Annotated in this window: 22 protein-coding genes and 1 pseudogene; 9 read left to right on the top strand and 14 right to left on the bottom strand. The window is 54.0% G+C overall.

Going from position 1 to position 25,981, the window contains the following annotated elements:
- The first annotated feature begins 22 nt into the window (after positions 1-22).
- The 4 genes from TY09_RS11625 to TY09_RS11610 all read left to right on the top strand — a co-directional run bounded on the left by TY09_RS11625 (position 23) and on the right by TY09_RS11610 (position 5,951).
- Positions 23-1,984: a DUF5107 domain-containing protein gene (locus TY09_RS11625; RefSeq protein WP_042434563.1), complete on the top strand. Its 1,962-nt coding sequence runs from the start codon at positions 23-25 to the stop codon at positions 1,982-1,984.
- 340 nt (positions 1,985-2,324) lie between these two features.
- Complete coding sequence (locus TY09_RS11620; protein ID WP_042434560.1) at positions 2,325-2,735, top strand: RrF2 family transcriptional regulator; 411 nt, start codon at positions 2,325-2,327, stop codon at positions 2,733-2,735.
- Between the two features lie 63 nt (positions 2,736-2,798).
- Positions 2,799-4,709: an acyl-CoA dehydrogenase family protein gene (locus tag TY09_RS17970; protein ID WP_074432634.1), complete on the top strand. Its 1,911-nt coding sequence runs from the start codon at positions 2,799-2,801 to the stop codon at positions 4,707-4,709.
- Positions 4,710-4,730: 21 nt separating this feature from the next.
- The gene (locus tag TY09_RS11610; RefSeq protein ID WP_042434557.1) at positions 4,731-5,951 is read left to right on the top strand and encodes an FprA family A-type flavoprotein; all 1,221 of its coding nucleotides are present in this window, start codon (positions 4,731-4,733) and stop codon (positions 5,949-5,951) included.
- 400 nt (positions 5,952-6,351) lie between these two features.
- On the opposite strand, the gene TY09_RS11605 is transcribed toward TY09_RS11610, so the two are convergent.
- Both TY09_RS11605 and TY09_RS11600 read right to left on the bottom strand, forming a co-directional pair.
- A complete protein-coding gene (locus tag TY09_RS11605; protein ID WP_042434554.1) occupies positions 6,352-7,779 on the bottom strand; it encodes a flotillin family protein in 1,428 nt (475 codons plus the stop codon).
- Between the two features lie 40 nt (positions 7,780-7,819).
- Entirely contained in the window at positions 7,820-8,515 is a 696-nt protein-coding gene (locus TY09_RS11600; protein ID WP_042434551.1) for a hypothetical protein, read from the bottom strand.
- Between the two features lie 187 nt (positions 8,516-8,702).
- Here TY09_RS11600 and TY09_RS11595 point away from each other — a divergent pair, with 187 nt between their 5' ends.
- The 4 genes from TY09_RS11595 to TY09_RS11580 all read left to right on the top strand — a co-directional run bounded on the left by TY09_RS11595 (position 8,703) and on the right by TY09_RS11580 (position 12,319).
- Positions 8,703-9,191 (top strand): helix-turn-helix domain-containing protein, encoded by a 489-nt coding sequence (locus tag TY09_RS11595; RefSeq protein WP_009061486.1) that lies wholly within the window; start codon positions 8,703-8,705, stop codon positions 9,189-9,191.
- Positions 9,192-9,634: 443 nt separating this feature from the next.
- Positions 9,635-10,642: a CPBP family intramembrane glutamic endopeptidase gene (locus TY09_RS11590; RefSeq protein WP_042434548.1), complete on the top strand. Its 1,008-nt coding sequence runs from the start codon at positions 9,635-9,637 to the stop codon at positions 10,640-10,642.
- A 1-nt stretch (position 10,643) separates the two neighbouring features.
- Positions 10,644-11,159, top strand: coding sequence for a tRNA adenosine(34) deaminase TadA (gene tadA, locus TY09_RS11585; protein WP_042434546.1), 516 nt, complete (start codon positions 10,644-10,646; stop codon positions 11,157-11,159).
- Positions 11,160-11,320: 161 nt separating this feature from the next.
- On the top strand, positions 11,321-12,319 hold the full coding sequence (locus tag TY09_RS11580; protein ID WP_042434543.1) for a linear amide C-N hydrolase: 999 nt from the start codon (positions 11,321-11,323) through the stop codon (positions 12,317-12,319).
- Between the two features lie 161 nt (positions 12,320-12,480).
- Here the strand turns inward: TY09_RS11580 and TY09_RS11575 are convergent, their stop codons facing one another.
- A complete protein-coding gene (locus tag TY09_RS11575; protein WP_042434540.1) occupies positions 12,481-13,008 on the bottom strand; it encodes an HXXEE domain-containing protein in 528 nt (175 codons plus the stop codon).
- 138 nt (positions 13,009-13,146) lie between these two features.
- Here TY09_RS11575 and TY09_RS11570 point away from each other — a divergent pair, with 138 nt between their 5' ends.
- Positions 13,147-13,713 carry a TetR/AcrR family transcriptional regulator gene (locus TY09_RS11570; protein ID WP_042434538.1) on the top strand — a complete coding sequence of 189 codons (567 nt, stop codon included), beginning with the start codon at positions 13,147-13,149 and terminating at the stop codon, positions 13,711-13,713.
- 47 nt (positions 13,714-13,760) lie between these two features.
- On the opposite strand, the gene TY09_RS11565 is transcribed toward TY09_RS11570, so the two are convergent.
- The 11 genes and pseudogenes from TY09_RS11565 to TY09_RS11515 all read right to left on the bottom strand — a co-directional run.
- A complete protein-coding gene (locus tag TY09_RS11565; RefSeq protein ID WP_042434535.1) occupies positions 13,761-14,822 on the bottom strand; it encodes a sialidase family protein in 1,062 nt (353 codons plus the stop codon).
- 81 nt (positions 14,823-14,903) lie between these two features.
- A complete protein-coding gene (gene ilvD, locus TY09_RS11560) occupies positions 14,904-16,559 on the bottom strand; it encodes a dihydroxy-acid dehydratase (RefSeq protein WP_042434532.1) in 1,656 nt (551 codons plus the stop codon).
- A 122-nt stretch (positions 16,560-16,681) separates the two neighbouring features.
- Positions 16,682-17,440 carry a hypothetical protein gene (locus TY09_RS11555; protein WP_042434529.1) on the bottom strand — a complete coding sequence of 253 codons (759 nt, stop codon included), beginning with the start codon at positions 17,438-17,440 and terminating at the stop codon, positions 16,682-16,684.
- Between the two features lie 7 nt (positions 17,441-17,447).
- Entirely contained in the window at positions 17,448-18,950 is a 1,503-nt protein-coding gene (lysS, locus tag TY09_RS11550) for a lysine--tRNA ligase (RefSeq protein WP_042434526.1), read from the bottom strand.
- Between the two features lie 193 nt (positions 18,951-19,143).
- Positions 19,144-19,626 (bottom strand): transcription elongation factor GreA, encoded by a 483-nt coding sequence (greA, locus tag TY09_RS11545; protein WP_009060885.1) that lies wholly within the window; start codon positions 19,624-19,626, stop codon positions 19,144-19,146.
- 152 nt (positions 19,627-19,778) lie between these two features.
- Positions 19,779-21,104, bottom strand: a complete 1,326-nt coding sequence (locus TY09_RS11540) for a S41 family peptidase (protein WP_042434523.1) — start codon at positions 21,102-21,104, stop codon at positions 19,779-19,781.
- A gap of 148 nt (positions 21,105-21,252) precedes the next feature.
- Positions 21,253-22,434, bottom strand: coding sequence for a murein hydrolase activator EnvC family protein (locus TY09_RS11535; protein ID WP_042434520.1), 1,182 nt, complete (start codon positions 22,432-22,434; stop codon positions 21,253-21,255).
- Positions 22,424-23,332, bottom strand: a complete 909-nt coding sequence (gene ftsX / locus TY09_RS11530) for a permease-like cell division protein FtsX (protein WP_009060836.1) — start codon at positions 23,330-23,332, stop codon at positions 22,424-22,426. The genes TY09_RS11535 and ftsX overlap by 11 nt, the downstream gene beginning before the upstream one ends.
- Complete coding sequence (gene ftsE, locus TY09_RS11525; RefSeq protein WP_009060820.1) at positions 23,322-24,014, bottom strand: cell division ATP-binding protein FtsE; 693 nt, start codon at positions 24,012-24,014, stop codon at positions 23,322-23,324. Before ftsE ends, ftsX begins: the two co-directional genes overlap by 11 nt.
- Positions 24,015-24,210: 196 nt before the next feature.
- Positions 24,211-25,296, bottom strand: a complete 1,086-nt coding sequence (locus tag TY09_RS11520; protein ID WP_027103879.1) for a PucR family transcriptional regulator — start codon at positions 25,294-25,296, stop codon at positions 24,211-24,213.
- Between the two features lie 207 nt (positions 25,297-25,503).
- Positions 25,504-25,981: pseudogene (locus tag TY09_RS11515) on the bottom strand (pyridoxal-phosphate dependent enzyme); the annotation flags it as partial.

The following is a 25,981-nucleotide window of genomic DNA, read 5'->3' as shown; positions in this document are numbered from 1 at the left end:
AAGAAAGGAAGCGTGAAAAATCATGAAATCGTGGCTTAAAAAACTGTCTGTTTTAGCAGTCGCCCTGACGATGGTGTTTTCCACCACAAGTGTGGCTCTCGCTGCTGATGCCAAAGAAAGCTCTTCTCTGACGCTATATGATTCCACCACCACTTTCCGCCATTTTGACTTTACATTGAACGCTGACAACTCCTTTCAGACAGGGAATCCTTCCAGCATTGTCAACCAGGTTTTGAACACCAAAGTCATTGAGAACTCCTATATTAAGGCTACGTTCCTGCCGGATTACGGCGCGAGGCTGATTTCCCTGATTTACAAGCCGACCGGGAAAGAGCTTTTGTACCAGAACCCCGTCGGAACGCCTTATGGGATCAACGAATACAATTTTTACTACAACTGGCTGATGGTTTACGGCGGAATCATGCCGACCTTCTCGGAGCCTGAGCACGGAAAATACTGGCTGACTCCCTGGAGCTACCAGGTCGTCGCACAGGATTCCGAAAAAATTTCGATTCAGATGACAAAAACCGACGATGTTAATTTTGCAGCGACCCCCGGCAAGTTCGATAACGGCGCGACCGGTATCACCTGCAAGGTAACATATACGGTTTACGCGGACAAGCCGACCGTGGAAATGAAGGTCAATCTGAAGAACAACAAGAATCAGGCTGTCAAATATGAATACTGGACCTGCAACACGCTGGCGCCAGGTTCCACCCCCGGCAACACCGTCGGCTCCTCCTCCATGGAGATCGTAGCCCCGATGACCGAGGTAAAGAGCAAAGATGACTGGTGGCCCTGGATGGCTACTGTGGACGATGCGGTAGACGCTTCGAATCACATCTTTAAGTTTGACAACCTCGCGCATTTCTCGAATTGGGACGACATGGGCATTGCCTATGCGAACGATCTTTCCGACAACTGGTGGGGCGTCATCAACCACGATAATGAGCAGGGAATCCTGCGCATCGCCGACAATGCCAACGCCACACCCGGCATGAAACTCTGGACCTGGGGACATGACCAGAGCTACGCCGTTAACCCGGAAACCTCTTATGGCAATTCCGCACGTCCTTATATCGAACTGTGGGGCGGCAACTCCTTTGAGTTCTTTGCCGACGCAACCCTGCAGCCCCTTGAGGAAAAAGAGTGGACAGAATATTATACTCCTACCGTAGGGCTCAGCCAGGTTACCAAGGCGAATCAGAACGCCGCAGCTTACCTGACCAAGAGCACCACGGGCACGCAGGCCACCTTCGACGCAAAGGTCAACACTACCCTGCCGGGGAAAACGATCCGCGCGACAATGAAGCTGATCGGCAGCACCAATTACACTCTTCTGGACACCACCTTTACCGCTCAGGCAAACAATGCACAGACGCTGACCGCAAACGCTGATTTGAACAACATCGCGGCCGGAAGCTACACCTACCAGCTTGAGCTGAAGGATTCCTCCAATCAGGTTCTGCTCGTCGCCTCCATTCCCTTCACCAAATCCGGCGGCGGCACCTCTCCCGATCTGCCCAGCGCGACCTGGTATCTGTACAACCAGAACGTCAGCGGCACTTCGCCCAGCGGCCAGAACCTGCAGACCACCAACAGCGGACTCACCGGCTGGCAGCCGATCCGTGAAATCACCTCTGCTCCCGCTCATTGGTACAGCCCCGAGTTAAACGGCACCTATGCTGCCGGAAACTGGGACTTCACCCTTTGGAGCTCCGCGCCTGCGGGTGCCTCTAATGTAACCGTGGAACTGTATAAGACAGATCTCAACGGCGGGAACGCCACACTGATCGGTTCACAGACCAAAGATGTCTCCCTTACGGGCACCGGAAACCATCCATCTCAATACACCTTCAGCAACGTCGGCAAAACGACATTCTCCGGCCAGCGCCTGATGGTAAAAATCACAAAAGCCTCCGGTGCATCTGTCACGATGGCCTACAATACCAACGACTTCCCAACCCGGCTTGTTACCCCGTAACGCGGGAACAGCGGTGAGGAAAGTTCCATCTTCCGCTGAACCGCCGCACTGAGTTCTTCCTAATGCCGGCCGGTCTCATTCAAAATGGGGCCGGCCGGCATTTTTTGCAAATCGCTGTGCGCCTCCTTTCCCCGATCCCCATTTTCTCACCCCGATTCCTGCCAATATTCTTGAAATACGGGGATCCATTTTCCCGGAAAGGACGCACATATTGCTTTATTTGTAATAAATAGATAAAATTTCGGGGAATGATATCTGCAAAAACAGCTTTTTCCTTAAATTAATCTTGACAAAAATTATCCAGTTTGCTAGAATGCAGACAGAAAGTGGAGGTGGCACCTTGCTCATCACAAAAGAGACCGACTATGCACTGCGAATTCTGCGCGCATTGGCAGGCGGCGATCGTCTGACTGCCTCAGAGCTGGCCGCAAATGAGCAGATCCCCCAACAGTTTGCCTATAAAATATTGAAAAAGCTCCACAAAGCGGGCTTTGTTCAAATCGCGCGCGGGGCCGACGGCGGCTGTACCCTGGACGCCAACCTCAGCAGCGTCACGCTGTTCCAGCTCATCCGTGCAATGGAACGGGACGCCACCGTGAGCGCCTGCACCGCTCCCGGCTACGAGTGCCAGTGGCGGCGCGCGCACGGGGGCGAGATCTGCAAGGCACACATCCATCTTGCGCAGATTCAGCAGGCAATCAACCGCGAGCTGGATTCCCATGCCCTGCAGGATATTTTATTTGGCAGCTGACCCTTCCCTCTCTTACCGTCAGCAAAACTCTAACGATACACAGTCGCAAAAGGAGGAAGCAATATGTTATTCAAGACCACACAGCAGCACGAGGAACTCCGGGCGAAGGTCCGGAACTTTGCAGAGGAAAAAGTCAAACCCCTGACCTTCCTGCTGGACAAGGAAAATGAATTCCCGGCGGAAGCAGTCGCCGAGCTGGGAAAAATGGGACTGCTGGGCATCCCTTACCCCAAGGAATGGGGCGGCCTGGGACTGGATATCATCAGCTATGCCATCGCCGTAGAAGAGCTCTCCCGCATAGACGGCGGAACCGGAGTTATTCTTTCGGCACATACCTCTTTAGGCACATGGCCTATTTTCGCCTTCGGCACCGAAGCCCAGAAGAAAAAGTACTTAATCCCGTTATGTAAGGGCGAAAAGCTCGGCGCCTTCGGACTCACAGAGCCGAACGCGGGCTCGGATGCCGGCGGAACGGAAACCACCGCCGTAGACAAGGGCGATTATTACCTGCTCAACGGCGGCAAGATTTTCATCACGAACGCCCCCAAGGCAGATACTTACGTGGTCTTTGCAGTGACCACCCCCGACATTGGTACACACGGAATTTCGGCCTTCATTGTAGAAAAGGGCTGGAAGGGCTTTGAATTCGGCGATCATTACGACAAGATGGGCATCCGCTCCTCCTCCACCGCTGAGCTGATTTTCAACGACGTAAAGGTTCCCAAAGAGAACCTTCTCGGCAAAGAGGGCGACGGCTTTAAAATCGCGATGGCCACGCTCGACGGCGGCCGTATCGGCATCGCCTCTCAGGCGCTTGGCATCGCGCAGGGCGCGTTCGAGCAGGCGGTGGATTACGCTAAAGAGCGCGTTCAGTTCGGCAAGCCCATCGGCTTCCAGCAGGCCATCTCTTTCAAGCTTTCTGATATGGCAACCAAGCTGCGCTGTGCGCGGCTGCTGATCTACTCCGCCGCAGAAATGAAGGAAAACCACGAGCCTTACGGCATGGAGTCGGCCATGGCCAAGCAATATGCCTCCGACATTGCACTTGAAGTCACAAACGACGCGCTCCAGATTTTCGGCGGCACCGGCTACCTGAAGGGTATGGAAGTGGAGCGGATGTACCGCGACGCCAAGATCACCACTATTTACGAGGGTACCAACGAGATTCAGCGCGTCGTCATCGCGTCCCACATTCTGGGCAAGCCGCCGAAAAAAACCGGCGGGGCCGACCGCCGCATGCAGAAGCCCGCTCCCATCACCGGCGTGCGCAAAAAGGTACTGTTCCGCGAGGGCGACTCCAAAGAGCAGGTACAGGCGTTGGCGGAAGCCCTGAAAAAGGACGGCTTCGACTTTACAGTCGGCATTCCGATGGATACCCCCATTGCCAGAGCGGAGCGCGTTGTTTCCGCCGGCAAGGGCATCGGCGACAAGAAAAACATGAAGCTGATCGAGAACCTGGCCAGGGCCGCGGGAGCCGCCGTCGGTTCTTCCCGCCCGGTTGCGGAAACGCTCAAATATGTTCCGCTCAACCGCTATGTCGGCATGTCCGGCCAGAAGTTCACCGGCAACCTGTACATTGCCTGCGGCATTTCAGGCGCGACTCAGCACCTGAAGGGCATTAAAGACGCCTCGATCATTGTGGCGATCAACAAGAACGCCAACGCTCCCATTTTCAAAAACTGCGACTACGGCATCGTTGGCGATGTCAACGAGATCCTGCCCCTGCTGGCCGAGGCCCTCGGCACCGCTGAAAAGCAGCCGGCCCCGCCCATGGTAAAAATGAAGCGCCCGCAAATGCCAAGACCCGAACCCATCGGCCCCCGCTACGTCTGCAGCGGCTGCGGCTACGAGTATGTGCCGGAGCTGGGCGATGAGGAAAGCGAAATCGCACCCGGCACCCTGTTCCAGAATCTGCCGGAGGATTGGGTCTGCCCCGAGTGCGCCGAGCCGAAGGATCAGTTTATTGAGGCATAATGTCAGAGGGAGGAAAAATTTATGTATTGCGTCAGAAATGTAACCGAAGATTTATACTGGGTCGGGGCCAACGATCACCGGCTCGCCCTGTTTGAAAATGCATATCCCATCCCCAGAGGCGTTACCTACAATTCGTACCTTCTGCTGGATGAAAAAACCGTGATGTTCGATACGGTGGACTGGTCCGCCTGCCGCCAGCTGGTAGAAAATGCGCAGCATGTGCTGAACGGCCGCCCGCTGGATTACCTCGTCATCAACCATCTGGAGCCGGACCACGCCGCTTCCATCGATGAAATCCTGCTCCGCTGGCCGGATGTAACGCTGATCAGCAACGAAAAGGCGTTCATGCTGATGCGTCAGTTCGGGTTCCACGTGGATTCCCACAAGATCATCGAGGTAAACGAAGGCGACACCTTCAGCTTCGGCAAGCACACCGTTACCTTTGTATTCGCGCCTATGGTGCACTGGCCCGAGGTCATGGTCACGTTCGATACCACCAACGGCGTCCTGTTCTCCGCCGATGCGTTCGGCACCTTCGGCACTCTGGACGGAAAGCTCTTCGCGGACGAGGTCAACTTTGACCGCGACTGGCTGGACGACGCCCGCCGCTACCTAACGAACATCGTCGGCAAATACGGCCCGCACATTCAGCTGCTGCTGAAAAAGGCTGGCGGGATTCTCGACCAGATCAAATACATCTGCCCGCTGCACGGCCCCGTGTGGCGCAAGGACTTGATGTACTTTATCCAGAAATACGATATCTGGAGCCGCTATGAGCCGGAGGAGAAAGGCATTCTGGTCGTCTATGCCTCCATGTACGGCAACACCGAATCCGCCGCACAGGCGCTGGCTGCAAGGCTGTGCGACAAGGGCATGACAAACGTCGCGCTGTACGACGTTTCCTCTACCAACGTGTCTCAGCTGATCTCCGAAACCTTTAAATACAGCCATCTGGTGCTGGCCTCCGTCACCTATAACCTGGGCATTTACCCTGCCATGCACAACTACCTGCTGGATATGAAGGCTCTGAACGTGCAGAAGCGCACCGTCGCCATTGTTGAAAACGGCTCCTGGGCCTGCAAGTCCGGCGATCTGATGCAGAAGTTCCTCACGGAAGAGATGAAGGATATGACCGTGCTCAACGAGCGCGTCAGCATGGCGTCTGCCCTTGGCGAGGATAAGGAAGTGGAGCTGGATACTCTGGTGGATGCGATTCTGGATTCCATGAACGAGAAAAAATAACCGATTACCCTGCGGTACGTCAGCTGCCACTCCCCTTGTTTTAACCGCCGCGCGGCTAAACTGGATGCTGACGCGTGCAGACTGATCCCGCAGCCGGATCGCCGGGCCTCTTGCCGGCACCCCTATCTTGGCAAGAGCCCGGCGGTCTTTTTTATATTCACAGCAGAGATCGCACAGCGTGTCACCTTCCAAATTCACTTGTGCGCGCTCTTCCTGACCGCTCATGTGTTACACTCACGACAGGCCGAACCTGCGCGCGCAACGCATATTCCACCAGCGGGGTGTGTCGCATCTTTATCGGTACGTAGAAAACCCTCCCATCGCAGCTTGTGCCCGCGACAGGAGGGTTTCATACAATAGGCCGGGGCTTTTGAGCCCCGGCCTATTGTAACATTCTCTATTATGAGGGAGTGGTCGTCATTTCTTCCTGTTTTTCTTCCGGGACAGCCGGAGCAGCTTCACCAGCCGGCGTAGAATCTGTGCCGAGGAAGTTCGGCAATGTCATACCCGCCTGCTGGAACAGTTCGTTCATCGGTGGAATGGATTTCAGCATACCGGAGAGAAAATTGGCCGTGGTCGGGGAGCCGTTTTCCCCGCCCATGCTGTCCCATACGGTGACCTTGTCGATCTTGATATTCTTGATGGCGTCCACCTGAAGCTGCACCAGCTGCTCCAGCTTGTCGGCGATGATAAACTTGACCGCCGCATCCGGATCACCGCCTGCCGCACTGACAAGCTGCTGCATACCGGCTGCCTGTTTGGTCAGGATTTCCTCAACGCCTCTTGCCTGCGCCTCCATTCTGGCATAGATGGCGTCCGCCTCACCTCTGGCCTTACGGCGGGTTACCTCTGCCTCTGCTTCGGCCGCAATTTCCTTCTGCTGCTTGTCGATTTCGGCCTTTACGACGATATCTGCCTGCTGAGAAGCCCGAACCAGCTCGGCGCGCTGCTGCTCCGCGCGCTGCTGCGCACCGTAAGCCTCCTGCAGCGCCATAGCCGCCTGCACCTTTTCCGCAGCCGTTGCCTGGCGCAGTGCCTCGGCTTCCTTTTCGCGCCGGTTTGCATCCGATTGGGCAACCTCTATTTTTGCGTCGTTTTCACCCTGAATGGCAGTGGCATCCGCCGCAGCCACCTGAATGCGCTGATCCTTGAGGGCGTTTGCATGGCCGATTTCACCGTCGCGATTCTTTTCCGCCACGCTCTTTTTCGCGTCGTTAATGGCTTTGGCCGCCGCTTCCTTGCCCAGCGCATCAATATAGCCGGATTCATCGTTGATATCCGTCACGTTCACGTTGATGAGCCTCAGGCCGATTTTCTTCAGCTCGATCTCTACGTTATTCGACACCGCAAGCAAAAACTTGTCGCGGTCGGTATTGATCTCTTCTATGTCCATTGTCGCGATGATCAGACGCAGCTGACCGAAAATAATATCCTTCGCCAGCTCCTGAATCTCCACCAGCTTCAGTCCCAAAAGCCGCTCCGCCGCGTTTTGCATGATCCCCGGCTCTGTGGAAATGCCGACGGTAAAGCGCGAAGGCACATCCACCCGGATGTTCTGCTTGGACAGAGCGTTCTTCAGGTCAACATTAATGGAGATCGGCGTCAAATCCATATACTGGTACGCCTGAATGATGGGGATGATGAAAGCCGCGCCGCCGTGAATACATTTCGCGGACCGCATCTGCCCCGACGTGTCGTTCCCAACCTTTCCGTAAATGACCAGAACCTTGTCGGACGGGCATTTGCGGTAGCGTGAGAGCACACCGATCAAAGCGGCGAAAAGCACAACCACAATGATCGTAATTGCTACAATAATTTCAATTCCCATAAAAAGACCTCCCGATTTCTATATTTTCATATTGTTCCTGTCATTGCGCAGGATCAGAGGGCTCTTCCTCCTCCTGCTCCACAACAAGAACATTGTCCGCGCGAACATCCACTACCCGCACAAACGCCCCGCTCGGCAAACTGACCGCTCCGTCCGTGATGGCGGAGGCTTCGATAAAACGCTCCTGCACCGTCAGATTTACCTTTCCCTGCCCGGCTCCCCGCGCCGGAATCATCAGATACACCGTCGCCGTCTGCCCCAGGGCGTTGCGCATTTGCAGCGTCCCGTTCGAGGCCAGGCGCGCCGTCAGCTGAATGATCTTTGCCACGCCATACATGGCAAGCGCACCCAAAACAGCACCAATGAACACGGAAAGCGTCCCTGCTACGCCAGACTGATACGCAAGAATTGCCGTCCAGCTGAAAACAGCGAGAAACGCCACGATCCCTTCCAGCGTAAACAGGTGCAGCGCGCCCAAATCGCCGGGACTTCCGCCGTCCCCCGTGCCGGGGTCAGCAGAATCCAGCCCCGCATCCCCGCTGATGTCCAGATCGAAATCGACCGAATCCCCAAGGCTGTCAAGGCCGGAAAGGTCATCCGGATTGATCCCCGGGCCGCTTTGGCCAAAGCCGACAATCGTCATCACGATCTGGATCAATAAAATAACGCTCGACGGCACGGCAATGCAGTATAATACCTGCGAAAGCAAATCCAGAGTTCCCCACCACTCCTGCATATTCCTCACCTCAACGTAAATTTAATTTACTTTTAGTATACCACTCCGGTAAATATGTGTCAATTGATTTTACCGTTATTCACAGCAGACCTTTTCGGATTTTTTGAGATATTCAGTTGAAAAACCGTAAAAAGATTGCTATACTGATGTAAATAAAATTTACGTACGCAGCACAGAGGTGACTGGGATGGATGCACAGAAACTTGGCCGAAAGATACGGGAAGCCCGCCTTGCCAAGCGCTTGACGCAGAGCGAGGTGGTCGGCGACTTTATTACACGCAATATGCTCAGCCAAATCGAAAGCGGCGCGGCGACCCCCTCCATGAAAACACTGGAGTATTTGTCTAAGGTTCTGTCTGTTCCGATGAGCCAGCTCGTTCCGGGGGACGACCCCATTGAAACGCTGACGCAGGCGAAAACTGCCCTGGCGCAGGGGCAGGCGGAACGCGCTCTTTCCCTTGTGGGGGATTTCATTTACGATCTGCACGACGAAAGCGACGCGATTGCAGCCCGGGCCCACCTGATGCTGGCGCGACAGTTTGCGCAGCACCACGAATATGTATCTGCCGCCACGCACGCGCGCCTGGCAGCAGAACGCGCCCAGCGAGGCATTTACGCCTGTGCCGACGTTCGCGTGAGCGCGCTTTCGCTATTGGATGAAATCGAGCAGTCATAAGAGACGCCCCGTGCTGTCATCCGCATACCGCACCTTTTGCATCTGTGGGCACGGTTTATAGCAGCCGCGGCTGCGCCCTCAAATTTCACCGCTGCGGTTCCAATTTGCTTTTTTATATGTTATAATAATTTCACACTGCACGCCGAAGCGGAGCTTCGGTCAGCTGAGAGAACATTGAAACATCCACCTTAGAGGGAATCATATTTTGTCTCACTCTAAGAAAGAAGAAACGGCCATAGGATGTTATAACGACCTCACACCGCAAATCAAGGCAAAGCCTTGGGTGGTTGAGTCGTCTCAGAAATCCGGGTAGAATTTTCATCAATCGGTTTGATTATTGATGATAGCATCATTTTACTGATATCGATCCCGGGTACTGTTTTCACGTCGGGTCAGCTATTCACCCCGCCGCGGGGTGTTTTGCATATTAAAGGAGAGTTAGCATGAATCAACCAGCCACCGGCTTCCCCACCGATTTCAGCCGGTACTCCGCCGGGCAGGAAAAGAAGGCTCTTCGCTGGGAGGCGAACCGCCTTTGCATTGTTTTAATTGCGATTCAGGCACTTGTGGCGGTTTTATCACTGCTGTCACGAATTTATCTGCGCGAGCTGGGCCTCATGGGTTACCCGCTCGATGCGTTTCAGGGAGTTCCTCCCATCCTGTACTTTTTGTCCTATGCGTCTTTGTATCTTGTTGGCCTCACGCTGCCGGTGCTCCTATATTGGGGAATTCGCCGTATTTCACCCGTACAAGCTTTGCCATTTGAGCCGGTTCGGCCCATGGCCGCCTTCTGGATGATTCTGTTCGGCGTAGGGGTCTGCACCACCGCGAATATCCCCTCCAGCATGGTGGTATCCTTCTTCAAGTCCATGGGGTACAGCGGCAACATACCCGATCTTCCCCTGAATGAGGATCCCTTCATTCAGGTACTGTTTTTTCTGACGCTGGCGGTGATTCCTCCCCTTACAGAGGAACTGATCTTCCGCGGCGCAATTTTAAGCGGACTGCGTCAGTTTGGCGATACAGCGGCAATTTTCGGCTCTGCGTTTCTGTTCGCGCTCTACCATGGCAATTTCGCTCAGATGGTGTTTGCGTTCCCGTGCGGCCTGGTGCTGGCATTCGCCGTCGTCAAAACCGGCAACCTGTGGGTGGCGGTTTTGATCCATTTCATCAATAACGGAACCTCGGTTCTGTTCCAGCTTTCTCAGTTTTATACCGATCAGGCGACCGCCTCCACCGCTTACACCATTTACTTTATCGGCTCAGCCTTGGCGGGTGTCGGGGCGCTGATTCTTCTGTCCCGCCGCAACAAAAGCTTGTTCCGGCTGGATAACCACAACTCCGCGCTGTCAACCTCGCAGAAATTTGTCACCACGCTGTGGAACCCGGGCGCCGTCGCCCTGATTCTGCTTTCGCTGGTCAGCGCAGTTTACGTTCTGGAGACCTATTGACATGACAAATCTGGAACGCGATGAAAAAATGATGCGCCGCGCGCTCGAGCTGGCGCGGCAGGCTGCACTGGAGGGCGAAGTCCCCGTCGGCGCCGTTGTTGCGCGGGGGGATGAAATCATTGCGGAGGGCCGGAACCGCCGGGAAACCCGCAAAAACGCCCTTTGCCATGCGGAGATTGAGGCGATTGACGCCGCGTGCCGCGCGCTTCATGGCTGGCGGCTGTGGGAATGCGATCTTTATGTCACCTTAGAGCCATGCCCCATGTGCACGGGCGCGATTCTGAACGCCCGAATTGCCCGGGTGATCTTCGGCGCCAGCGACCCCAAAGCCGGTTCCTGCGGCTCCATTGTCAATCTGTTTGATCTGCCGTACAACCACCATCCCCAGCTGGTATCCGGTGTTCTGCGCGAGGAATGCGGCGAAGTTCTCACAGAATTCTTTCAGCGGCTGCGCGACCAGCGGGCTGTGAAAAAGGCCTCAGAACCGAAATCCCCCGCAAAAGATGGAACAGAATAATCACCGGGATGCCAAAGCCGGCGGATGAGGCTTCACATAAATTCCGCCCGCGGATTATAATAACATCAGGAAACCCATAATCATTGAAAAAACACCAACCAGCAGCCTGCCATTTGCAGGCTGTGATTTTTATCTGATTGACGAGAGGATGGAAAGCCGATATGTGTACATCGATCACACTGCTGAATGCGCAGGGAGAAAACTTTTTTGGACGAACCATGGATTTTTCTTACGATATTGAGCCGGAGCTGTATGTGCTGCCGCGAAATTATGTGTGGAACGGCGCCTGTGGCGGTCAGAGAATGCACAATCTGTATGCCATTATTGGCGTAGGGCAGGAGGATGGCCCCCTGATGGCTTTTTATGACGGCGTGAATGAAAAGGGCTTCGCCGCAGCTTCTTTGTATTTTGCCGGGTACGCGGCATACGAAACAAAACCGATGCCGGGGAAAATGCCCGTAGCCTCGATGGACTTTCTCCATTACATGCTGGCAAACTGCACCTCTGTGGAGGATGTGGAAAAACTGGTTTCACAGGTTTCGATCATCGGCGTGCCGGACCCGGTGACAAATACGGCCGCCCCGCTTCACTGGATCGCCACAGACCGCAGCGGGAAAAGCGTTGTCGTCGAGCGCACAGAGCAGGGCACACGGGTATACCCAAACCCCATCGGCGTGATGGCAAACAGCCCGGAATTCCCGTGGCACATGACGAATTTAAAAACCTACGCGCAGGTATCGCCCCGGCAGGCGACGGAGAGCCAGTGGGGTAACCTCACGTTAAAGCCGTTCGGCCAGGGGGCGGGAACCTCGCTTTTACCCGGCGGATACACCTCCCCGGAGCGCTTTGCGCGCGCGGCCTACCTGAAAACACACCTGCCCGTCCCACAGACCAAGGAAGAAACGGTAATGTCCTGCTTCCATGTGATGGAGAGCGTATCCATCCCGAAGGGCGCGGTGATCAGCAACCGCGAGACATTTGATTACACACGGTACACGGTATTTTTGAACACCAAGACCTGCGAGTATTATTTTAAAACGTATGAGAATTCACAGATTCACATGGCCAGCATGTGGGAGAATTACCGTGACGGAGAATCCCGAATCCGACTGGGACGTTTGAGCCGTCCTGTTCAATTTGGAAAGGTTACTGTCGTTTAAACCGAATGCTCCTGGAGCTCATCCTCTAAATACACAATCGAAATATCTACAATCAGTAAAAAGGGAAGTGTTTTCAACCGCTTGTTAACAAATGGTTGAAAGCACTTCCCTTTTCGCAAAATCCTGCTTCCCTTTTGGCAGAGGGCAGTCTTTTAAAATCACTATCCTTCCCTGGCAAACGCCGTTACCAGCCTTTCGAAAGCCCCCATCGCCCGGTGCAGGCCAATCACTATCAGCAACATCGCAACAACGCCCAGTACACAGAAAAGGGAAATTCCCATTCCGGTGAACGTAAAAAGCGTACTCGACACATACAGCAAATAAACGCAAATCGGGAAAAACGGAATTGATGTCACAATGCCGGGTACATAATGCCGAAAACGCAGGCATAAAACGCCATGCACAAGTAAATGCACAGTAAAGCCGAAAAACAGACCATACCACAGCAGGTACCAATTCATCAGGACAGACAGCAAAGAAATTCCGCAAATCACAATGAACTCGATTGCAACGGCAATTGAAAACGATGCGCTGCTCCTTAAATCCTCAAAGGGCGGCTTTTTCATTTTTGTTGCTATCCGCTGTGCCTGATAGCGATTTTTCCAGGCCTCCACAACAATAATTTCCTCAAAATCGTGCAGCATAAACAGAACCGGAAACAACCAGATGATCGCATTTATGGTAAACAAATTATCGTCTCCTTTCTAAACTGTCACACTTGCGACACTTGTTTGTTTTCAGTATAATAATTTTAAGCACCAACGTCAATCGTTTCGGCACAAGTGCTACATGTTCCAAAAAGTGTGACAAAGAAAGGGGAGGAAGCCATGAATCCACTGAAAAATCCCATTGCCGAGCAATCCCGGCAGTGGCTGATTCAATCTTTATTAGACTTAATGAGCAAAAAGGAATACAGCGAAATCACCGTAACCGAAATCGCCGAACACGCGCAATTATCCAGAAGGACATTTTACCGTATTTTCAATTCAAAAGAAGAATTGCTGGAGCAATACTTTTTGACTATCTCCAACGAATATGTCTCTTGTTTCAACAAGAGCACCTCTTATTCGCTGAAAGAGATCATCGAAATCTTTTTTACTTTCTGCGAGAAGCATATTGATTTTTTAAGGCTGCTGCAAAAAAATCATCTTCTTTATTATCTGCTGGAGCAATTCAACCTGATCCTGCCTGTCATTCACGACATGGTGCGCGGTGATCAGGGCATTTATCAAACTCCGCTGGAAAAGAAAATTGCTCTGCTGGCCAGCGCGGGCGCGCTTTGGAATATCCTGTCTGAATGGCTCCAGATGGAAGAGCGGCCCGCCCCGGAAGAAATATCTGAAATCATCCTTACGGCAATCGAGCGAAACAAAAAAGGTCGTTCTTCGCCGTGAACAAATCACTTTGAATAACAGCCTTTTTGTTATGCACTATAAATCGGCTAACTCAGCTCCTCAACCGCAATTCGCGCCAGGGCCAGGGATTCATTATAAATACAGTCGCCGTCAATCCACCCGCTCTCAAAAAAGCAAAATATCATTTGCTGATCCACAGATACCGCCAGATCGGAATAGCCCGCCTGCTGTTCGATCAGCACGCCGCCAGACCAGGTTACACCGTCGTCCGCGCTGAATCGGAGGATCAGATTCTGTCGGGCGTCGCGGCTCCATTGGATGGTATCCCCGGACTTTTCCAGTTCAACGGCCGGAGCATCCCCATAGGCACAGTTGGAAAACAGCAGTCTGCCATCCTCCAGACGCGCCAGCGCCCCGGCGCAGATCGGGTCGGGAAGGCCGGGGTTCAGCTGCGCTTTTTGCCAGCAGTCTGCTGTACCGCGTACAAACGCGCGCTGCCGCACACCGAGGGTTCCATGGCGCATTGTCGCCAGCAGGGTCCCGTCAGAACATTCTGTCACACTGGCCTCCGTGGGGTCGGTGATCTCCGGTGAGCCGTCTACCATGTCTCCCCTTTGCCAGATAAGACCGTTATTATCGCTGTACAGGCAGGCAAAGCATGCGGGGCGGTGCGCGTTGACCCCCCGGCTCATCCACAGAGGTACCACAAGCTGCCCGTTTTGGGTACAAATTGCATGGCCAGGCGCCACCGCAAATACATTCCACGGGTACTCCGGCTTCCACTGCTCCACCAGACAAGTGAGTTCCCGGCAAGATCCAAAGCTTTTTCCATCATCAAAGCTTTCCTGAACAAAAAGACGCTTATAATCCTCCATCCAGAAGAATAAGATTCTTCCATCCGGAGCGGTCAGCATCAGCGGATTATGTACCATTCGGCTATTCTCGCTGTCCTTTAAAATCTGCTGAGGGGCAAACGTTTTTCCGCCATCCTCACTTCTTCTGCACAACAGGGTTCGCCGCTGCAAATCCTCCTGCCGTCCCTCGTAATAGACAAGCAGCGTGCCTCTTTTCGTCACAATCAGCCCGGGAACCCGATACATTGCGTACCCACCCTCCCCATGCTGAACCATTTTTTGAATCTGCGGCATTTTTCCACCTCTTTCTTGAATCATAAAAAAGGAAGACTGTTTCCTCTGCGCGGGGAAACGATCTTCCTTTTATTTTATCTTTTATTTTTCAAATACCGCGCCGCGTGAACCGGAGGTCACGTGCTGCGCATAGCGCTTAATGTACCCGGAAAGCTCCTTCTCGGGCGCCTTCCACTGCTTGCGGCGTCTTTCCAGCTCCGCAGCATCCACATGCAGGTTCAGCACGCGGTTTGTAATATCCACATCGACGATATCTCCCTCGCGGATCAGCGCGATGGGGCCGCCCACAGCGGCTTCAGGGGAAACATGGCCGACTGCCGCGCCGCGCGTTGCGCCGGAGAAGCGCCCGTCGGTGATGAGCGCCACGCTGGAGCCCAGACCCATCCCCGTCAGGGCAGAGGTGGGAGTCAGCATCTCGCGCATGCCGGGGCCGCCCTTCGGGCCCTCATAACGGATCACGACAACGTCGCCCGCGTTGATCTTGCCGGAGAGGATCGCTTCTGAGGCGTCCTCTTCGCAGTCAAAGCAGCGTGCCGGGCCGGTGTGCTGCATCATTTCGGGAGCAACCGCACCCTGCTTGACCACCGCGCCGTCAGGGGCGATGTTGCCCTGCAGCACGGCGATGCCCCCGTCCTTGCGGAACGGGTCTTCCAGCTTGCGGATGATCTCGCCGTCCGCGTTGGGCGCGGCGCTGATGCGATCCTCTACGGTACCGAGAACGGTCTTGCAGTCGGTGTTGAGCTTGCCGCCGCGCGCCAGCTCCTTCATCACGGCGGGGATGCCGCCTACCTGATTCAGGTCGGTGATAAACACCTGGCTGGCCGGGTTCAGCTTGCACAGCTGCGGGGTGTCGCGGCTGATGCGGTCAATATCGGTAATATCGAGCTTAACGCCGCGCTCATAGGCGATGGCGGTCAGGTGCAGCACCGAGTTGGTGGAGCAGCCGAGCGCCATTTCGGAGCGGAGGGCGTTCTCAAAGGATTTTTCCGTCAGGATGTCGCTCGGGCGCAAGTCTTCATGGTACAGCTCCAGAATGCGCTCACCGGCGGTTTTCGCCAACTGGATGCGGTCGGACATCACGGCCGGGATGCTGCCGTTGCCGGGCAGGGCCAGACCGATCGCCTCGGTAAGACAGTTCATGGAGTTCGCCGTGTACATACCGGAACACGAACCGCAGGTGGGGCACGCGGATTTTTCCAGCGCGGTCAGCTCGGCTTCATCAATCTTGCCGGCGGCAAAGCTGCCCACGGCCTCAAACATTTCAGAAAGGCCGAAGCGGACGCCGTTGTGCAGGCCCGGCAGCATGGGGCCGCCGCTGACAAAGATGCTGGGCAGGTTCAGGCGGCAGGCGGCCAGCAGCATGCCGGGCACCACCTTGTCGCAGTTGGGGATAAACACGACGGCATCCAGCGGATGCGCAGTGAGCATCACTTCAATGGAGTCGGCGATCAGCTCGCGGGAGCACAGGGAATATTTCATGCCCTTGTGGTTCATGGAAAGCCCGTCGCAGACGCCGATGGTATTGAACTCAAACGGAACACCGCCCGCGTTGCGAATTCCGGCCTTGACTGCCTCACTGATGTCCTTTAGATGACGATGGCCCGGGATGTAATCGCTGGCGGAATTGACCACCGCAATAAAGGGGCGTTTCATTTCGTTTTCCGTTAGTCCCAGCGCGTACAGCAAAGAGCGGTGCGGGGCACGTGCGGCGCCTTCTTTCATTAAATCGCTTCTCATTGTGTTTTCCCTCCTAAAAGTGCCTGATTATGAATCTTCCATCCATCAGCAAATGACAGTCGTTCCGTCTCCTCGCCTCCGGCGGAGAAACGAAACGGTTCTTTACTGAAAGAACTCTAAATTTATTTTCCATACACCAGCCGGTCGAACAAAGTACGGCTGGCAGTGTAATAGGATTCCTTCTCCGGATTCTGCTCCAGGGGAGTTCCGCTGAAGACCCGCAGGGAAATGCCCAGCCCGTCGAGCTGCTGCATCACCTTTTGGCGGCTGTCAACGTCCAGCATACTCAAATCCGCTTCGGTGACAAGAGAGGACAGCGGCTTTGCGTCCTTCCAGGGCAGCCGCATGGCGGTTTCGCTTTCTTTTCCGACTTCCGGCACAGTACCGTCCAGATTCGAGAACATCTCCCGGGATTTCTGGTGCCCCTGAAAGCTCGTGTCATCTGTCAGAAAGATCATGCTGTCGCCTGTTTCCAAATCCGACAGAAACTTGGCCACACTCGCCATCTGTAAAGAGGGATCGCTGACTTCCTTCCCTTCTTCCATGACGATGAAATAGGGATTCACGCGCACGATCACGCGGCCATCCCCGTTCAGATCCTCCCCGTACCGGGCAATCTTTTGCTCCAGCACGGCGGCGGCCTCGTCCGAAAACTTGGTTTCCGTCAGAACACCGATCTGGTAATCCGGCTCTTCCTTTGTCGTCAGCTCGTACACAAAGCTATAAATCAGAGCGATGACGATCAGCCCGATCAGCAGGTGAAATTTATGGTAGTACCAAAAATTCTCCCATTTTCCCTTAGGGGTTTGGGGATGTGCCGTCTCACCGTCCTGGTGGATGGTCTCTTCCCCCGCGTTCCACAGATACCGGTCCCTTGCCAAGTGAATCTCACTCCCTGGGTTTCATAGTCGGGAACAAAAGCACGTCGCGGATCGACGCGCTGTCAGTCAAAAGCATCACCAGGCGGTCGATGCCCATGCCCATGCCACCCGTGGGGGGCATACCGTATTCCAGAGCGGTGAGGAAATCCTCATCGATCATATTCGCCTCTTCATCGCCGGCCTCTCTGAGCTGCATCTGGCGCATAAAGCGTTCGCGCTGATCAACCGGGTCGTTCAGCTCGGAATACGCATTTGCGAATTCGCGGCGGGTGGCGAACAGCTCAAAGCGTTCCACCAGCTCCGGCACATCCTTCTTGCGCTTTGTCAGCGGAGAAACCTCTACCGGGTAATCGTAAATGAAGGTCGGTTGTACCAGCTCGCCCTCTACCTTCTCCTCAAAGAACAGATTCATAATATCGCCCCAGGAGTCGGTGGCCTTTGTTTCAAAGTGGAACTTCTTCGCCTCTTCCAGCGCGCGGGCCGTATCGCCCTTGAACGACAGGAAATCCACGCCGGTGTACTGCTTGATCGCGTCGTTCATCGTCATCCGGCAGAACGGCAGCTTCAGGCTGACTTCCTCACCCTGGTAGGTGATCTCCTCCGTGCCGCATACCTCTTTGGCGCAGGCGTTGATGAGGCGCTCGGTCAAATCCATCATGCCGTGGTAATCGGTGTAAGCCTCATACAACTCGATGGTTGTGAACTCGGGGTTGTGCTTTACGTCCATTCCCTCATTTCGGAACAGACGGCCAATCTCGTATACCTTTTCCATGCCGCCGACGATCAGGCGCTTTAAATACAGCTCCGGCGCAATGCGTAGGTACAAATCGAGGTCGAGCGTGTTGTGGTGAGTGATGAACGGGCGGGCCGCCGCGCCGCCAGGGATCAGGTTCAGAATGGGGGTCTCCACCTCCACGTAGCCGCGTTCGTCCAGAATGCGGCGGATAGTCGCGATCACACGGCTGCGCTTTTCAAAGGTGCTCTTCACCTCGGGATTTACGATCAAATCCACATAGCGCTGGCGGTACCGCAGGTCGGTATCTTTCAGGCCATGGAATTTATCCGGCAGCGGCAGCAGGGATTTTCCCAACAGCGTGATACTCTTCGCATGGACGGAAATTTCGCCTCTGCGGGTGCGGAACACAAAGCCGGAAACACTCGCAAGGTCGCCGATGTCCCAGTTCTGCAGGCCATGATAGGCTTCCTCACCAATGTCGTCTATTTTCAGGTAGACCTGGATTCTGCCCGTGCGGTCCTGAATATCCATAAAGCTGGCCTTGCCCATGTCGCGCCAGCTCATAATGCGGCCGGCAATCACAACATCCTGGCCCTCAATCTCTTCGAACCTGTCGCGAATATCCTGCGCGAACGCATTGCGGTCGCAGACCGTAATTTCAAACGGGTCCTTGCCCGCCTGCTGCAGTGCAGTCAGCTTGTCCCGGCGAATCTGAAGCAGCTCGCTGATGTCCTGCTGCTCCTGCTCCACAGGCTCCTTTGTCTTATCGCTCATCACTATTCTACTCTCCCTGTTTTCTGTATTCCTCCGCCGCACGGCGGTCTTCTGATATAAACCCGCATTCCATAAAGCCGCAAACACAACGGTTTTTCACTTTGTGATCGCAGATTCACATTCTTGTGCAAAAACGGGGCAGGGTGAAAATTTTCACTCCCGCCCCGTGCCGTTTCGTTCTTTTCGGAATCTGTTATTTCGAAATCGCAAGAATCTCGTAATGGATGATTCCGGCCGGAACCTCCACCTCAACCTTGTCGCCCACGCCGTGGCCCAGTAGGGCCTTGCCGACCGCGGATTCATCCGAAATTTTTCCCTGCAAGGGATTCGCTTCGTTGGAACCGACAATTTTATATTCCTTGATCGATGAGTCTCTTCCCTCAGGAGTGACACGAACCTCCACCTTGGAGCCAATGTGGATATTTTCGTTGCCCAGCTCATCTTCATCGATCACGACCACGTTTTTGAGCATCACCTCAATGTCGGCAATGCGCGCTTCCATGATCGCCTGATCGTTTTTCGCTTCATCATATTCGCTGTTTTCGGACAAATCTCCGAAAGACAAAGCTACCTTGATTTTTTCGGCAACTTCTTTTCGTTTTACCGATTTTAAATATTCCAACTCCTGCTCGAGGGCTTCAAGTCCCTCCTGGGTTAAAATGACCTGCTTTGCCATCAGCTGTTTACCACCTTTTTCAGAGTGAATCTATAGCCATACAACATAAAAAGGGCTCGATTCTTCCCCCGCGAGGGAAGAATCGTCATGCTTTGTCTGACTATACTTCGCAATACATCTATTATAGTGAACAAGTATGCGTCTGTCAACGCCTATTTGGAGGCCGCCGCGGAAGACGAAGCCACACCGGACGCTGCGCTGGAAGCACCTTCTTCCAGGTTGCCGCTGTCGGTGCCCGGAATCTGCTGCACGTCTGCGCCCTGCGTCACCAAAGCGGTAACAGCCGCCTGAATCTGCGGGTCCTCCAGCGTGGTGAGCGAGCGGCGCAGCAGCAGATCCTTCTGCTCCTGGGTCATCTCAATCGCCATGTCGACATCCACGCCGACACCGTTGAAGGTCTTTCCGTCAATGCGGGTATAATTGCCAACGGAAAGCTGAATTGCCGAACCATCCGACAAGGGGATCATGTCCTCCTTGGTGCCGTGGCCCGCGGTTTTTTCACCAATCAGTTTTCCCTTTTTATAGTCCTTGATATCCGCAGCAAAAATTTCCGCCGCACCATACGTGCTGGAGCCTACCACCACACTGATCGGCAGGTTGATCTCACCGGATTTCGAGCTGTACTCCACCGTGATCTTGCCGTTTCTGTCCGCATAGCTCACCAGGCTCACTGCCGGCAGGAACTCGTCGAGCACGGAGGCCATCACCTCTTCGCTGCCTCCGGAATTGTTGCGCAGGTCGATCACAAGGCCCGCCACCTTTTTCTCGGTGAGGGTATTGATCGCCGAAACAAACTGATCCTTTGTGGAGCTCTGGAATTCTGAGATCGCGATGTAGCCGACGTTGCCGTTGATGACGGATGAAGAGACCGTTACGCGCTGGTATTCAGCGCGGGTGACGGTCACATCCATCTTGTTGGTCGTGGTTTTGCCGTCTGCCGTCGTCTTGCGCAGCAGGCCGAGTTTTACCGTAGTGCCCACGGTGCCGTCGAGCTTGTTTACGGCCTCGCCGTAGCTCAGGCGGATCACCTCTTTGCCGTCGAGCGAAAGAATCACGTCGCCCTTTTGCAGGCCGGCCTTGCTGGCTGGCGAGTTGGGCAGCACTTCAATGACTTCCATGTTTCCGTCGGCGTCCTGAATGGTGCGGATGCCGACGCCCACCGCCTTTTTAGAGGTGGAGCTGAGATAGTTCTTATATTTTTCCGCGGAAAGATATTTCGCACCGGAATCGCCCAGCCCGGCCATATAACCGGCTGCGATACCGTCGTTCAGCTCAGTTTCCCCAATTTTCCCGATATAATCCTGCCGTACCTTCTGGTCGATTTCACTCAGCTTTGTATACATGGCCTGGCGTTCGTTCACATCGGCCACTTTTTCATTAAAGCGCCCCATCGCAAAGGTATACGTCAGAGAAACCGTAATGGCGGCTGCCACCAAAGACATCGCTGCTGCCGCGCCGAGCGACACTTTTTTGCTCATATGCTTCCCTCTATCTTTTTGTTATCGTCCAATCGCTTTCAACGTGATCTTCCCTAAAAACGGCGATTCCGTCCCCCGCCTTGGGCGGAGAAACAGCGATTTCTTCCCCGACCGAAGGCCGGGGAAGAAATCAACCGCCTGTTTTCGTTTAGCTGAACCATTTCATCGGGTTCTGCGCAACACCGTTCACGCGGATCTCAAAATGCAGATGCGGCCCGGTGGAATCGCCGGTGCTTCCCACATAACCGATGGTCTGTCCCTTTTTGACCACGTCGCCGGTCTTTACAATGATTTTGCTCATATGTCCGTAGCGGGTGGAATATCCGCCGCCGTGGTCGATGTACGCGCAAAGGCCGTAGCCGCCGCCCCAGCCGCTTTGAACCGCAAGAATGACCTTGCCGTTATCCGCCGCGACGATCGGCTTGCCGTAAACGCCGGAGCCGGCGATGTCGATGCCTTTGTGCCCGCGGTTATCGCCCCAGTAGGCAGTGATCTTAGTATAACCTGGAAGCGGCCAGGCAAACTGCCCCTTGCTGACGTAGCCGCCGCTGGCCTGATTGTCCTTATTATTGTCCTTGATGCTGGCGTAATACTCTTTATACCACTGGTCGACCTCGGCATCCACCTTTTTGCGTTCGGCAGCCAGGCGGTTATTTTCCGAATTGGTGCTGACCACATTGGCCGAAATCTCTGTCAAAACACGCGAGCTTTCCGCCAGCAGGCCCGAGAGCTCCGAGTTTTTGGTATCCAGTTCCTTTTTGGCCTGCGCCACGCTCTGCCGGTTCTGCTCGATCTGCTCTTTCTGCGTTTTGATCGAGGCCATATCGGTTTTCAGCGTCTGAATCACCTGCTGGTCATGCTGCGAAATGGAGCGCACCAGCTCGGTTTTATCGAGAAAATCCATCACATCCTGCGCACCGAGGATCATTTCAAGCTGAGAGGATTCCCCCAGCAGATAAATGGCGCGCACGCGCTGCTTGAGCTGCTCAATGTTGGCGTCGATGCTCTTCTGCTTTTCCGCAATCTGCGATTCTTTCTCTTTGATGTCCGCATCCAGCGCGGCCACCTGATCGTTCAGCGTGTCGATCTGGCTCTGCACGGTCTGCACCTGAGTATCCAGCGTGCTCTTATACTCCTGCTGCTTGGCCTTGTCTGCCTTCAGCTGTTTGAGCTTGGCCGCAGTAGCCTCCTGCTGCTTTTTCAGCTGGCTCTGCTTTTGCTGCAGCTGATTGATCGTGGAGCTGGCCTGCACCCCCGGCGGAACACATGAAAAAACGACAATCACCGCCAGCGCAAGTGCCAGAATCGAACGCCTGCCTTTACCAGCCAATGGAATTTCCTCCCTTCAGATATTTACCGATGGAAATACCGCCGCCCAACGCGCCGAACAGGGCGCCCGCGGCAATAAACAACAATACGATCTGTCCCATCACATTCCCAAGCGGCAGCGGCTGGAAAAAGGGGACAATGCCCGTAATGGTTTTCAGGGTTTTATCATAGATCAGCGCCAGCAGGCCGCTGGCCAAAAGGCCCGAAAACAGACCAATCAGAATTCCCTCCACAACGAACGGCACTCGAACGAAGCTGTTTGTCGCACCCACGGATTTCATCACACTGATCTCCAGTCGGCGCGAGAACATCGTAATCCGAATGGTGTTGGAAAGAATGAATACCGAAACCAAGCTCAGAATCAGCACGATCCAAAAGCCGGCCGTTGTCACAAGGCGGTCAAGGCTTGTCAGCTTTGCAGCCACATCGGAATAATCGCGGACCTTATAGACCCCCTCCAGCGAGCTGATCTTCTTTGCGGTTTCCTGATACTGAGAAAGGTCTTTCATCTTCACCTTGAACACATCGTTCAGGGGATTGTCATCGCCTAAAAGGCTGCTGAACACGCTGCCATCGTCGCCCATGGACTTCATCAGCGCCTCCAGCGCCTCGCCCTTTGGAACAAACTCGCAGTCTTCCACATTGTCGAGCTTTTTGATCTCCTCGCCCACCTGCACCGATTTGAGTGTGGGCAGATCGTTTGCCATGTACACGGTAACGGAGTTATCGTTTTGCAGCGTCTGCATGGCCATGTTCAGGTTCATCGAAAACAGCGTGGCCGCTCCCGTCATCAGCAGGCATGCCACCAGAACGCCAATGGAGGCAAAGGCCATCATGCGGTTGACCCAGACGTTCTTGACGCCCTCCTTCAGTAAATACTTGACACTGCTAATTCTCATCGGGTACCTCCAAAGCAAGATTGCAGCTGTCGGCCACAACCAGCCCGTCGTGAATTTCCACCACGCGGCGGCGGAAATGCTTCACGAGCCGGTGTTCGTGCGTGACCATCAGCACGGTGGTGCCCCTGCGGTTGATTTCACTTAAAAGGCCCACGATTTCAAACGAAAGGGCCGGGTCAATGTTGCCGGTAGGCTCGTCCGCAATAATCATGCTGGGGTTGTTCACCAGCGCGCGCGCAAGCCCCACCCTCTGCTGCTCTCCACCGGAGAGCTCTTTCGGGCGGCAATTGATTTTTTCCTTTAGCCCAACAAGATTCAATATGTACGGCACACGCTTTTTGATCTCTCTTTGAGAAGCTCCCACCACGTGCATGGCAAACGCCACGTTGTCAAACACCGTCATTTTGTCGATCAGGCGAAAATCCTGGAACACCATTCCCATCGTGCGGCGCACATAGGGGATGTCCCTTCTCTTCACGGTAGAAAGCTTCCGGCCGTTGACGATGATCTCGCCGCTGTTCGGAGCTTCCTCACAGGTAATCAGCTTTAAAAAGGTGCTTTTGCCCGCCCCGGAAGAACCCACAATAAAAACGAATTCGCCTTTTTCCACTTTCAGATTCACGCCCCGGAGCGCTTCTGTACCATTCCCATATGTTTTAAAAACATCTACAAATTCTATCAATGTCATCGCTCCAAAAAATAAATTTCCCCGTGCGAAATGCCGCCGGGCGCACCAAAACGCCTCCAGAAAACGGCACGATTTCTCCCTAAAAATCAACACCCATTGGTATGTTTACATAATACCAATGGGCGAAAGATTTATTGTTCTCGAAAAGAATAAATTTGTAATTTTTCTGTAATATTTTTATTCTTTTCCGTCAAAATTTTACCGGATTCGAGGAAAGATATTTCTTGACCATCAGAGCTACCTTAAACACAATCGCGTCCTCGAACTCGCGCAGATCCAGCCCGGTTATTTTTTTGATTTTTTCCAAGCGATAAACGAGCGTGTTGCGGTGAACGAACAGCTTGCGCGACGTTTCGGAAACGTTCAGATTGTTTTCGAAGAAGCGCTGAATCGTGAACAGTGTCTCATGGTCAAGCGATTCGATCGAGCCGCGCTTGAATACCTCCTTGAGGAACATTTCACATAAGGTGGTGGGCAGCTGATAGATCAAACGGGCAATGCCCAGATTGTCGTAGCTGACGATGGATTTTTCGGTATCGAACACCTTGCCGACCTCAAGCGCGACCTGCGCTTCCTTGAAGGAGCGCGCCAGATCTTTAATGCCGACAACAATGGTGCCGATACCCACAACGCAGTGGGTGTAGAATTCGCTCGAAAGCGTGTCTACAATCGAGCTGGCCAGCTTATCCAGATCCTTCGGCTCAATGCCGGTGCGGATCTCTTTGATCAGCGCGATATCCGTTTCGTTGATGTTGATAATGAAATCCTTGTTCTTGTCGGGGAACAGGTTCTGAATCACATCGTAGGCCGAAATATCGGATTTGTTCGAAATCTTAATCAGCATACACACGCGGCTTACATCCGAATTGAAGTGCAGCTCGCGGGCCTTGAGGTAAATATCCCCGGGCAGTATGTTGTCGAGAATCACGTTCTTGATGAAATTGCTGCGGTCGTATTTCTCGTCGTAATACTGTTTGATGCTGCTCAGCGAAATCGAGAGCAGGTTTACATACTTCATCGCTTCGCTGTCGCTGCCCGAAACGAATACAGCGTATTCCGGGCGGGGGCGGCTGCCAAAAGACTTGTAGGTATATCCTCCTACCACAAAGGGATTGGGCGAAGCAATGGTGTCCGGAGTAATGCTTTCGTTCACTTCACCGATACGACCCAGCTCGCTGCAGGCAATAATAACCGAGGTCTCGTCAATGACGCCGATCGTTCTGTCAATCGCGTCGCGCATTTGGTGAATAACTCCCTGAAACAGTCTATTTGACATGATGCTCCCTCACTTTATCAGTTTTCCAGATGACTCTGGATCAATCAAGCATATCGAATTGATATTGTCCAATATATTTTACACAAATTTTGATGAAATTTCAAGCTTGGAGCAGATTATTTGTTAAAAAACTTTCTGAAATCGACAGAGTAACGTTCTAAATCAGAAAATGGCGCGGCCGCAAAAGGCCGCGCCAAAGAATGATTCTTATTTACTGCCCGCTGCTTCCACAATTCTGCGGTAAGCCTCGGGGTCTGTGTTGCCCTCGGTACTGAACAGCAAAACGGTCGCATTTTCATCCAGACCCATGCGCTGCCGTTCGGCGTGCATTTCCGGTGCAAGGCACAAATGCACGAGCAAACCGAGCCCCACGGCGCCCGATTCCCCGGAAATCACTTTCCCGTCCCCGTTGTGCGGATACGCCAGCGTGCGCATGCCAAGCTCGGTCACCCAGTCGGGACAGGCGGCATAGCACGACGCAAAATCGCGCAGCACCGGCCAGGTGAGCGGATTCGGCTCGCCGCAGTTCAGGCCCGCCATGATCGTTTCCGGGTTCCCGCCGATCGCGACGGGATTACCGCCGCCGGTTTTCACCGATTCAAAAATGCAGGCCACCGTATCCGGCTCCACAATGACAGTGTACGGAGGATTTGCGGTCAGTTTTTGCTCCAGATACGCCAGAACG

Origin of the sequence: Faecalispora jeddahensis, assembly GCF_000577335.1 — a bacterium.
GTDB lineage: Bacteria > Bacillota > Clostridia > Oscillospirales > Acutalibacteraceae > Faecalispora > Faecalispora jeddahensis.
The sequence above is the reverse complement of the archived record's forward strand: the minus strand, read 5'-3'. Positions and strand labels throughout refer to the sequence as shown.